This window comes from Serratia sp. (in: enterobacteria) (assembly GCF_046715635.1).
In the GTDB taxonomy this organism is placed as follows: Bacteria; Pseudomonadota; Gammaproteobacteria; order Enterobacterales; family Enterobacteriaceae; genus Chania.
Genome location: NZ_JBKJYW010000272.1, coordinates 1 through 11,968 on the forward strand (window position 1 = coordinate 1; position 11,968 = coordinate 11,968).

Genomic DNA, 11,968 nt, shown 5'->3' on the forward strand with positions numbered 1-11,968 from the left:
TCTTGCATGGCGGAAATAACTCTGTGGACACTGAGGGCAAGGGCGCGATGATAGCATAACGACCCATAACTTGGGCCGTTCTCAGCAGATTAAGCATTCATAGTTCATATAATTCGAGCGGTAATCCGTCAGGATCGCTGAAAAAGGTAAAGCGGGATTGGGTATAGGGATCGACCCGAACCGGCTCGCAAACGACCCCTGCCGCCTGTAAATGCGCAATCGACGCCTCGATATTCTCTACGCTGAATGCCAGGTGACGCAGGCCACAGGCTTCCGGGCGGCTCGGCCTGGCTGGAGGGGATGGGAAGGAGAACAGTTCAATGACGTATTGGCCGTTCAGCGCCAGATCGGCTTTCCAGGAGTCACGTTCTGCGCGGTAATGTTCCGCTAACAGGGTGAACCCCAGGATGTCGCAGTAAAAGTGCTTACTGGCGGCGTAATCAGAACCAATCACCGCTATATGGTGAACCTGTCGTAATGCCAACATGGATGAACTCCGTAAGTTGTTTGCCGATGGGGCTGCCCACCGTATCTGTAATGTTTGTGCCCCTCACCCCAACCCTCTCCCACAGGGAGAGGGAGCTGATTCAGAGCCGTAATCCGGTTTAAGAGTTGGTCTGTAGCCCGTTTTATTTCCCCTCCGATCCCTGAGCCGCAGCCAGATACCAAAGTCAGGATGTGGCACTATCGGTCCTCTATCTCTTTGGGAGAGGGAGCTGATTCAGAGCCGTAATCAGGTTTAAGAGCTGGTCTGTAGCCCGTTTTATTTCCCCTCCGATCCCTGAGCCGCAGCCAGATACCAAAGTCAGGATGTGGCACGATCGGTCCCCTCTCCCTGTGGGAGAGGGCTAGGGTGAGGGGCCATTATTACCTAACTGGTTTTCAGCACCTTCACCAGATAGCGTCCATCCTCGGTCAACTTAGCCCCGTGGATATCGGTTTCAAAACCTGGATAGTGTTCGCCGATCGAGCACAGCATCAACAGGAAATCGAGCACCGCACGGCTCTCTTCGGTGATCATCTCCCCCGGCATCACGACCGGTACGCCCGGCGGATAAGGCAGGATCATGTTCGCCGCCACCTTGCCGACCAACTGGTCAATCTCGCAGGTTTCTACATTGCCGCGCACCTGCTGCTGGAACATCTCATAAGGCGTCAGCTTCATTTCTGGCAGTACGTCAAACGCACGCAGCATCAGGCCCGGTAAATCGTGCTGGCGGATCAGCTGGTGGATCCCGGCAGCCAGATCCTGAATGCGCATATGGCGGTAGAAGTCCGGATCTTCAGCATACAGATCCGGCAGCATGTTTTTCACCCGCAGGTTAAGATCGTAAGCACGTTTGAAATCCGTCAGGCTGCGCAGCAGGCTCATCGCCTTGGTCTTGTCGATACCAATGCTGAACAGGAACAGCAGGTTGTACAGGCCGGTTTTCTCCACCACGATCCCACGCTCATCCAGGTATTTCGCTACCAGCGCGGCAGGGATCCCGCTTTCCTCCAGCTCACCGAGTTCGTTCATTCCCGGCGTTAAAATGGTGACCTTGATCGGATCCAGATACATATGATCGCTGTCGGTCTGGCCGAAGCCATGCCAGTTGTCGTCCGGGTTCAGCGGCCAGCACTGTGCCTCGTCAATTTCTTCCGGCTGCCAGATATCGAAGAACCAGGTGTCACTCTCGGCACGCAGGCGTTGCACTTCACGGCGAAAATGCAGGGCTCGCTCCACGGAGCGGTTAATCATACGCCGCCCCGGATTGCCACGCAGCATCGCCGCAGCGGTTTCCATCGAAGCCACGATGCCGTAATGCGGCGAGGTAGTAGTGTGCATCATGTAAGCTTCGTTAAAGGTGTTCTCGTCATAATCCCCTTTAATGTGGATCATCGAAGCCTGAGAGAACGCCGCCAACAGCTTGTGGGTCGACTGAGTTTCATAGATCACCTTGCCAGGGATGCGATCGCCACTCATGCCGCTCTTACCGTCATAAATCGGGTGGAAATTGGTGTAAGGCACCCAGGCCGAATCGAAGTGGATCGACGCCACGTCCAGCGTTTGCTTGATGTAATCGGTGTTATACAGCAGGCCGTCATAGGTAGAGTTGGTGATCACCGCATGTACCGGCCAACTGGCGTGGGCAGTGCTTGCCACCCGCTCAGCAATGCTGTCGCGGGTAAATTCGCGCTGGGGAATGCCACCTAAAATGCCGTACGCGTTACGCAACGGGCGCAGGTAAATCGGCACGATGTCACACATCATCAGCAGGTGACACAGCGATTTATGGCAGTTACGGTCAATCAATACCGTGCTACCGGCAGGGGCCGAATACATGCCGACAATCTTGTTGGCGGTAGAGGTGCCGTTGGTCACCAGATAGCTCTGCTCCGCGTTGAACGTGCGGGCAATGTACTCCTCCGCCTCCAGATGCGGGCCGGTGTGATCCAGCAGCGAGCCAAGCTCCGTCACCGAGATGGAAATATCCGCCTTCAGGGTGTTGGCACCAAAGAAATCGTAGAACAGGCAGCCCACCGGGCTTTTCTGGAACGCGGTGCCCGCCATATGGCCCGGCGTACAGAAGGTATATTTACCCTCCTTCACATAGGTGAACAGCGCCTTGGTCAGCGGAGGGGTGATGGTATCCATATACTCATCGGTATACTGGCGAATACGCTGGGCGATATCGTCTGCAGCGTTCAGACCATACTCGAAGAAATAGAGCACCATACGCATTTCGTGCAGGTGAACGTCGAAGGTGGAGTGAGTGTTGATAAACGCATACAGCGGCAGGTATTCATTCAGCTCGTTGATTTCGCTGCACAGCTCCAGGCTGTATTCATCCCAGTCGAACACCACCCCGCAGATACGCGCATTGTGTTCGATCAGCTTGAGCAGATCACCGCTGTTCTTCGGGAACACCAGTTGGAAGCCCATTGAGGCCAGCGCCACGTGCAGCTCGCGGATAGGTTCGTCTTTGTAATAAACGCCCATCGGGCTCATGATCGCAATGATATTCATCGCAGCTATCCTTTAGTTAACTACCAATAGCTTATAACAACATAAAAAGCCGAGGCTGTCTTACACGCATAAAAAAACCGCCCCGAAAGGCGGTTAGTCATCAGGCGTACAAACTCAGCAGTAGCCGTAGTTCATCAGCCGTTGATAGCGACGGTTGAGCAACTCTTCGTTGTTCAGGCCATCCAGATCCGCCAGGTCCGCCAACAGTTGGGCTTTCAACGAAGCCGCCATTGCCGGTACGTCGCGGTGAGCGGAGCCCAAAGGTTCAGGGATCACAGAATCGATCAGTTTCAGCTCTTTCAGACGCGGTGCAGTGATGCCCATCGCTTCTGCGGCAATCGGTGCCTTATCGGCACTTTTCCACAGGATCGAGGCACAGCCTTCCGGCGAGATCACCGAATAGGTGCTGTACTGCAGCATATTCACTTTATCGCCCACGCCAATCGCCAATGCCCCGCCGGAGCCGCCTTCGCCGATCACGGTACAGATCACCGGGATATTCAGGCGAGACATTTCACGCAGGTTGCGGGCGATCGCTTCAGACTGGCCACGTTCTTCCGCACCCACGCCAGGATAAGCACCCGGGGTATCGATGAAGGTGATCAATGGCAGCTTGAAGCGGGAAGCCATTTCCATCAGGCGCAGCGCTTTGCGATAGCCTTCCGGTGCCGGCATACCGAAGTTGCGGCGGATTTTCTCTTTGGTTTCACGCCCTTTCTGATGACCAATGATCATCACCGGGCGGCCATCGAGGCGCGCAATACCACCGACAATGGCTTTGTCATCGGCATAGGCGCGATCGCCTGCCAGCTCTTCAAAGTCGGTAAAGATGTGTTCGATATAATCCAGGGTATAAGGACGGCGCGGGTGGCGTGCCAATTGGGCAATCTGCCAGGCCCCAAGATCGGAAAAAATCTTGCGCGTCAGCTCAACGCTCTTCTCACGCAGGCGCTGAACCTCTTCGTCCAGATTAATATCTAATTTTTCGTCTTGACGGCTGACTGCGGTCAGCGAGTCAATTTTCGCTTCCAGCTCTGCAATCGGCTGTTCAAAATCAAGAAAATTCAGACTCATAGCATTCCTATTTTAGTCAAATTCCAGTTCCACCTGCTCATTACCTACCAAGGTCCGCAAATCAATTAACAAGCGGTCGGTCGGCGTCACGCGCCAAGTTGCACCAAAGCGCAATCTTGCCCGTGCATCTTCCCGTTGATAGTAGAGATGCACTGGAATCGTCCCCGAGCGATGGGGTTCCAAAGACTGACGGAGACGGTTCAAAAGCTGGTCATCAATTTGCCTGTCCGTCAGCGAGATAGCAAGCCCGCGAGCGTATTTTTCACGTGCTTCACTGATGTCCATTAATTCACGAGCGGTCATTTTAAGCCCGCCGTTAAAGTCATCAAAGCTGACCTGTCCAGTCGCGATCAGGATACGGTCTTTTTCCAACAAATGCTGGTATTTTTCCAAGGCATCGGTGAATAACATGATGTCCAGACGGCCAGAGCGGTCATCCAGCGTACAAATGCCGATGCGGTTGCCGCGTTTGGTCATCATGATCTTGGAGGCGATCACCAACCCGACAGCGGTAGTCATCTTGCCGCGATCCGTCGGATGCATATCTTTCAGGCGCTGGCCACCGGCATAACGCTCGATTTCTTTGAGGTACTGGGTGATGGGGTGGCCGGTAAGATACAGCCCCAGCGTTTCCCGTTCCCCCTCCAGCACCACCTGTTCCTGCCAAAGGGGGACGTTGGCGTAGGACTGCTCCACCTGCTCCGGCGCTTCCGCCAACACGCCAAACATATCCGCCTGGCCAATGGCTTCGGCTTTGGCATGCTGATCGGCCGCTTTAAGCGCATCCCCCAGGGAGTTCATCAACGCGGCGCGATGTGGCCCCAGACGATCGAACGCCCCGGACATGATCAGCTTTTCCAGAATACGGCGGTTGAGCTTTTTAATATCGGAGCGGGCGCACAGGTCAAACAGATCTTTGAAATAGCCCTGCTCGCCGGAATTACGCGCTTCAATAATCGCTTCGATCGGCCCTTCCCCCACGCCCTTGATGGCGCCGATGCCATAGACGATCTCGCCTTCGTCGTTAACGTGGAAGTGATACTGTCCGCTGTTGATGTCTGGCGGCAGGATTTTCAGGCCCATACGCCAGCACTCATCCACCAGTCCCACCACCTTATCGGTGTTATCCATATCGGCGGTCATGACCGCGGCCATAAACTCGGCCGGATAGTGGGCCTTCAGCCACAGCGTCTGGTAGGACACCAAGGCATAGGCAGCGGAGTGCGATTTGTTAAAGCCGTAACCCGCGAACTTCTCTACCAGATCGAAGATTTTTACCGACAGTTCGCCGTCAATGCCGCGCGATTTGGCACCATCTTCAAAACCGCCGCGCTGCTTGGCCATCTCGACCGGGTTCTTTTTACCCATGGCGCGACGCAGCATGTCCGCACCACCCAGCGTATAGCCAGCCAGTACCTGTGCGATCTGCATCACCTGTTCCTGATACAGGATGATGCCATAGGTCGGCTCCAACACCGGTTTCAGCGATTCATGCTGCCACTGGATATCAGGGTAGGAGATCTCTTCGCGCCCGTGCTTACGGTCGATAAAGTTATCTACCATGCCGGACTGCAACGGGCCGGGACGGAACAGCGCCACCAATGCGATCATGTCTTCGAAGCAGTCGGGCTTCAGACGTTTGATCAAATCCTTCATGCCGCGCGATTCAAGCTGGAATACCGCAGTGGTTTCCGAGCGTTGCAGCATATCGAAGCTTTTCTTGTCCTCAAGCGGAATGGCCGCGATATCTATCGGCTCCAGCCCGGTCTTGGCACGACGAGCATTGATCATCCCCAACGCCCAGTCGATGATGGTCAGAGTACGCAGGCCGAGGAAGTCGAACTTGACCAGCCCGGCGTATTCCACGTCGTTCTTGTCAAACTGGGTGACCGGGTGGTTACCTTCGGCATCGCAATAAAGCGGGGCAAAGTCGGTGATCTTGGTTGGCGCAATCACCACGCCCCCGGCGTGCTTACCGGCGTTACGCGTCACACCTTCCAGCTTGCGCGCCATGTCGATCAGCGCTTTGACCTCTTCGTCTGCCTCATAAATTTCTGGCAGCTGCGGCTCTGCGGCAAAGGCTTTTTCCAGCGTCATACCCGGATCGGGCGGCACCAGCTTGGAGATACGGTCAACGAAGCCATAAGGGTGGCCCAACACGCGCCCCACGTCGCGGATCACCGCTTTCGCCGCCATGGTACCGAAGGTGATGATCTGCGATACCGCCTCACGGCCATACATATCCGCCACGTGTTCGATGACCAGATCGCGCTTTTCCATGCAGAAGTCGACGTCGAAGTCGGGCATCGAAACACGTTCCGGGTTCAGGAAGCGTTCGAACAGCAGGTCAAACTCCAACGGGTCGAGATCGGTGATTTTCAGCGCATAGGCCACCAGCGAACCGGCACCGGAACCACGCCCCGGACCTACTGGCACATCGTTATCTTTCGACCACTTGATGAATTCCATTACGATCAGGAAGTAGCCCGGGAATCCCATCTGGTTGATCACTTTCAGTTCCAGATCCAGACGCTCATCGTATTCAGGACGGCGCTCGGCACGAACCTCCGGGTCCGGGAACAGGAATTCCAGACGTTCTTCCAACCCCTCTTTGGACTTGAGCACCAGGAAATCTTCGGTGGTCATATCGCCAGTGGGGAACTGTGGCAGGAAATATTCGCCCAGACGGATGGTGACGTTACAGCGCTTGGCAATTTCCACGCTGTTTAACAGCGCTTCCGGGATGTCGGCAAACAGCTCGCACATTTCCTCTTCGCTGCGCATGTACTGGTGCGGGCTGTAGTTTTTCGGGCGTTTGGGATCGTCGAGCGTGAAGCCATCATGGATCGCTACGCGGATCTCATGAGCGTCAAAGTCATCTTCCACCAGGAAACGGACGTCGTTGGTGGCGACTACCGGCAGCCCACGCTCGGTTGCCAAGGCTACCGCGGCATGCAGATAGTTTTCTTCATCCCCACGGCCAGTGCGGATCAGTTCGAGATAATAGCTGTCCGGGAAATGCTGCTGGTAAAACTCCAGGCATTGATCGACCAGGGCCTGATTACCACGCAGCAGAAACTTGCCGACGTCGCCCATGCGCGCACCAGAAAGCAGGATCAACCCGCTACGGTGTTCTATCAGCCAATCGCGATCGATCACCGGGCCTGCCGGGCCATAACCGCGCTGATACGCCCTGGAGATTAATAGGGTGAGGTTTTGATAGCCAACGTTATCGGCTGCCAGCACGGTAAGCTGCGCCAGCTCATCGCCCAGCTCTTCACTTTGCACATGGAAATCCGCACCGATGATCGGTTTGATCCCGGCACCGTGCGCACTGCCATAAAACTTCACCAGACCACACATATTGGTGAAGTCGGTGACGGCCAAGGCTGGCATGGCTAGCGCGGCAGCTCTTTTCACCAACGGGCCGATCTTGGCTAATCCATCAATCATGGAGTAGTCACTGTGCACGCGCAGATGAATAAAACGAGGTTCGGCCATATCCAGATACCAACGTGTTGAGGTCCAGCAAACTGAACCAGGGTTACATTAGGGTGAGGGGAAGATCGGCGTAGCCATTGGCCCTCATCCCGCCCCTCTCCTTTCAGGAGAAAGACGTAATTTTAAGCATCGTGTGAACTATGCGGCTTTGTTACTTGGCGGACGAGCCAGACTCCAGCGCCCGTCTTACCGGGGCAAAACTGCGGCGATGATGCTCGGTAGCCCCCAACACGGCCAGCTTTTCCAGATGGAACGCGGTGGGATAGCCCTTGTGTTGGGCAAAGCCGTAATCTGGGAAAACCGCATCCAGCTCGGTCATTTCGCGATCGCGGGTCACCTTCGCCAAAATCGATGCAGCACTGATTTCCGCCACCCGGCTATCCCCTTTCACTACTGCCAACGAGCGCATCGGCAATTTGGGGCAACGGTTGCCGTCAATCAACACCATGTCAGGTGCAATATGCAAACCCGCTACCGCACGCTGCATCGCCAGCATGGTGGCATGCAGGATATTCAGTTGGTCGATTTCGACCGGCTCAGCCCGCCCCAGGCTCCAGGACAGCGCCTTTTCCACGATCTCGTCGTATAACGCCAGGCGGCGCTTCTCGCTGAGCTTTTTGGAATCCGCCAGGCCAACAATCGGCCGTGCAGGATCGAGGATCACCGCAGCGGTCACTACGGCTCCCACCAAAGGCCCGCGCCCCACTTCATCCACACCGGCAAACAGCCGGGCGGCAGGGTAAACAAAGGGTTCCATCATGCTTTTGCCAGCTCCAACACAGCCTGAGCGGCCTGTTCATCGGCACCACAGCGAATGCTCTGATGCAGTTCAAGGAAGGTCTGTTTCAACAACTCCGCCTGCGGGCTGTCTTCCAGCAGCGGCAATAACGCCGCGGCCAGCTTATCCGGTACACAATCGTGTTGCAGCAGCTCGGTGACAATTTCGCGCCCCGCCAGCAGGTTAGGTAGTGAGACATACGGGGTTTTCACCAGCCGCTCCGCCAGCCAGAAGGTAAATGGCTTCATGCGGTAGCCCACCACCATCGGGCATTTTGCCAACATACATTCCAACGCTGCGGTGCCGGAAGCCAGCAATGCCGCATCGCTGGCCACCATCGCCTCACGGCCTTTGCCATCCAGCAGGTGAACCTTGAGCTCCGGCGCAACCTCGGCCTTGATGCGTTCAAACTGCTCACGGCGCTTGGCGTTGACCAAAGGCACCACCACTTCCAGATCGGGATAATGCTCGCGTAACAGTTGGGCGGTACGGAGGAAGTCGCCACTGAGCATTTCTACTTCGGCATTGCGGCTACCAGGTAGCAATGCCAAACAGCGAGCGCCCGGGTCAATGCCCAGCGTAGCGCGTGCGGCCAGCTTATCCGCCTGCAATGGCATCGCATCGGCCATGGTATGACCAATAAAACGGCAGGGAACGTTGAAACGATCGTAAAACGCTTTTTCGAAAGGGAGGAAGGCCAACACCAGGTCGGTCGCTTTACCAATTTTGAAAACGCGTTTCTGACGCCAGGCCCATACGGACGGGCTGACATAGTGAATAGTACGGATACCGCGCTGTTTCAGGCGGCCTTCCAGCGTGAGGTTGAAGTCTGGCGCATCGATACCGATAAATACGTCAGGCTTCAGCTCACTGAACCGACGGGTCAGATCCTTACGGATCTTCAACAGGCGTGGCAGACGCTCAAGCACCTCTACCACGCCCATCACCGCCAGCTCTTCCATTTCGTACCAGGTTTCACACCCTTCGGCCTGCATCAGCGGGCCAGCGACACCGACAAAGCGGGCGCTTGGGTAGTGCGTCTTAAGCGCACGAATTAATCCGGCACCCAGAATATCACCGGAGGTTTCCCCGGCGACCAATCCGATAGTCAATGGACGATTTGGCATAACTCAGCGAATAATCCCACGGGTGGAACGAGCAAAGAAATCGAGGAACTGCTGCACCACTGGCTGCTGTTGTGCCAGGGTTTCGATCTCTGCTTTAGCCTCGTCGAAGGTCTTCTCGCTACGATAGAGGATTTTGTAGGCATTGCGGATCGCCTGCATTGCATCCTTATCAAAACCACGGCGTTTCAGGCCTACGGCGTTGATACCAAATGGCGTCGCGTGGTTACCCTGCGCGATGACAAAAGGCGGTACGTCCTGAGCCACACCGGAGCAACCACCGACCATCACATGAGCACCAATCACACAGAATTGGTGGATCGCGGTCATGCCGCCAATGATGGCGAAATCGTCGATCTCCACGTGGCCAGCCAGCGTGGCGTTGTTAGCCAGCACGCAGGAATTGCCCACCACGCAGTCATGCGCAACGTGCACGTTGACCATCAGCAGGTTGTCATTACCGACTTTGGTCAGGCCCGTTCCCTGTGCAGTACCGCGATGAATGGTCACGCTCTCACGAATGCGGTTACGATCGCCGACTTCAACCCTAGTCGGTTCGCCAGCGTATTTCAGATCCTGATTCACTTCACCGATAGAGGCAAACTGATAGATCTCATTATCGCGGCCAATCTTGGTGATACCGTTCACCACCACATGCGATTTGAGGACCGTACCCGCGCCGATTTCCACCTGGGAACCGACGTAGCAGAAGGGACCTATGTGCGCACCAGCGCCAATGACGGCGCCTTCTTCAACGATCGCACTTGGATGGATAAAGGCGGTTTTATCAATCACGGATTATGCCTCCCGGCTGCGGGCACACATCATGGTTGCTTCGCAGACAATTTTTCCATCAACGGTCGCCACGCCTTTAAAGCGGGTCAGACCACGACGGGTTTTTTCGAAAGTGACTTCCATAATCATCTGATCGCCAGGCACCACAGGGCGCTTGAAGCGAGCTTCGTCAATACCGGCGAAATAGTACAGCTCACCCGGTTCCAGTTTACCCACGCTCTTGAATGCCAGGATACCCGTGGCCTGAGCCATAGCTTCCAAAATCAGCACGCCTGGAAAAATCGGTTTACCAGGGAAATGCCCCTGGAAAAACGGCTCATTAACGGATACGTTCTTCACTGCACGCAGATATTTATGCTCTTCGAAATCCAATACACGGTCAACCAGCAAGAATGGATAACGGTGAGGAAGCAGTTCCAGAATTTCTGCAATATCTAGAGTATGAGTGTCAGTAGTCAAAATACTCTTCCTGTCTCTAAAAACTGATGGCATCAACAACACGGCCTGCGTTGACCCCAAAAAGGAGATCATCAGGCAGGCCGCAAATTAACAACTCTTTGCGCTTTTGGCATCATTGCCAACGCGTTTCGTTTTATACCCAGCATCACGGGTCGTGGTGATTAGTCTTTTCCGACTTTTCGTTCGACAGCTTTCAAGCGCTTGCTAATCTCATCGATATTCATCACCAACGCCGCGGTTTTACGCCAAACTTTGTTGGGTTGTAACGGAATGCCAGAGGAGTATACCCCAGGTTCGGTGATTGGTCGCATAACCATTCCCATCCCGGTGACAACTACCTGGTCAGCAATCTCCATGTGACCATTGATCACACTGGCGCCGCCAATTTGGCAATAGCGCCCGATTTTCAGGCTACCCGCCATGATCACACCGCCGGCGACGGCAGTATTCTCGCCAATCACCACGTTGTGTGCAATCTGACACTGGTTATCTATGATAACACCATTCCCAATCTGGGTGTTATCCAACGCGCCGCGATCGATGGTGGTACAGGCCCCAATCTCAACGCGATCGCCAATGATCACCGTACCAAGCTGCGGGATCTTGATCCAGTTGCCACGCTCGTTGGCGTAGCCGAAACCGTCCGCACCAATGACCGTTCCCGATTGGATCAGGCAGTGCTGGCCGATTTCCACTTCATGATAAATCGTCACGTTGGCCCACAGACGCGTACCTGCGCCAATGCGTGCCCGCTTGCCGATAAAGCAACCCGGGCCGATGACCACGTTATCGCCCAGTTCAACACCGGATTCGATAACCGCATTCGCCCCAATAGCCACGTTCTGCCCAAGCTTGGCCTCAGGAGAGATCACCGCGCTTGGCGCGATATCTGCTGCGGGTGCTGGCGTGGTGTCCATCAACTGCGCCATACGCGCATAGGTCAGGTAAGGGTTTTTAACCACCAGCGCTGCGCTACGGCAGTGTGGTAAGTCTGCTTCGGTGAGTACTACGGCACTCGCCTGGCAGGAAGCCAGCTGCTCTTGATAGCGGCTGTTTGACAAAAACGTGATTTGGCCAGGCTGTGCGGAATGCATAGAAGCAATGCCGGTGATGGCGAGATCGCCATCACCGTGCAATTGTGCATCCAACTGCTGCGCTAAATCAGCCAGTCGAATTGAAGGCATGGCGTTATTTAACCTGTTTCAGCACGTCTGCAGTAATATCTTT

Annotated in this window: 9 protein-coding genes; all 9 read right to left on the bottom strand. The window is 55.2% G+C overall.

The window, feature by feature from the left end; genetic code table 11:
• Positions 1–97: 97 nt before the first annotated feature.
• The 9 genes from ACLQ7H_RS13290 to lpxD all read right to left on the bottom strand — a co-directional run bounded on the left by ACLQ7H_RS13290 (position 98) and on the right by lpxD (position 11,925).
• Positions 98–487 carry a VOC family protein gene (locus tag ACLQ7H_RS13290; protein ID WP_411753081.1) on the bottom strand — a complete coding sequence of 130 codons (390 nt, stop codon included), beginning with the start codon at positions 485–487 and terminating at the stop codon, positions 98–100.
• Between the two features lie 384 nt (positions 488–871).
• Positions 872–3,010 carry a lysine decarboxylase LdcC gene (locus ACLQ7H_RS13295; RefSeq protein ID WP_411753082.1) on the bottom strand — a complete coding sequence of 713 codons (2,139 nt, stop codon included), beginning with the start codon at positions 3,008–3,010 and terminating at the stop codon, positions 872–874.
• Between the two features lie 114 nt (positions 3,011–3,124).
• Entirely contained in the window at positions 3,125–4,084 is a 960-nt protein-coding gene (gene accA, locus ACLQ7H_RS13300) for an acetyl-CoA carboxylase carboxyl transferase subunit alpha (RefSeq protein ID WP_248947109.1), read from the bottom strand.
• A gap of 12 nt (positions 4,085–4,096) precedes the next feature.
• Positions 4,097–7,585: a DNA polymerase III subunit alpha gene (dnaE, locus tag ACLQ7H_RS13305; protein ID WP_411753083.1), complete on the bottom strand. Its 3,489-nt coding sequence runs from the start codon at positions 7,583–7,585 to the stop codon at positions 4,097–4,099.
• A 151-nt stretch (positions 7,586–7,736) separates the two neighbouring features.
• Positions 7,737–8,345: a ribonuclease HII gene (gene rnhB / locus ACLQ7H_RS13310; RefSeq protein WP_411753084.1), complete on the bottom strand. Its 609-nt coding sequence runs from the start codon at positions 8,343–8,345 to the stop codon at positions 7,737–7,739.
• Complete coding sequence (lpxB, locus tag ACLQ7H_RS13315) at positions 8,342–9,490, bottom strand: lipid-A-disaccharide synthase (protein WP_411753085.1); 1,149 nt, start codon at positions 9,488–9,490, stop codon at positions 8,342–8,344. Before lpxB ends, rnhB begins: the two co-directional genes overlap by 4 nt.
• Positions 9,491–9,493: 3 nt before the next feature.
• Positions 9,494–10,282, bottom strand: a complete 789-nt coding sequence (gene lpxA / locus ACLQ7H_RS13320) for an acyl-ACP--UDP-N-acetylglucosamine O-acyltransferase (RefSeq protein WP_411753086.1) — start codon at positions 10,280–10,282, stop codon at positions 9,494–9,496.
• A gap of 3 nt (positions 10,283–10,285) precedes the next feature.
• Entirely contained in the window at positions 10,286–10,741 is a 456-nt protein-coding gene (gene fabZ, locus ACLQ7H_RS13325; protein ID WP_021179919.1) for a 3-hydroxyacyl-ACP dehydratase FabZ, read from the bottom strand.
• A 161-nt stretch (positions 10,742–10,902) separates the two neighbouring features.
• Positions 10,903–11,925: a UDP-3-O-(3-hydroxymyristoyl)glucosamine N-acyltransferase gene (lpxD, locus tag ACLQ7H_RS13330; RefSeq protein ID WP_411753087.1), complete on the bottom strand. Its 1,023-nt coding sequence runs from the start codon at positions 11,923–11,925 to the stop codon at positions 10,903–10,905.
• Positions 11,926–11,968: the final 43 nt, after the last annotated feature.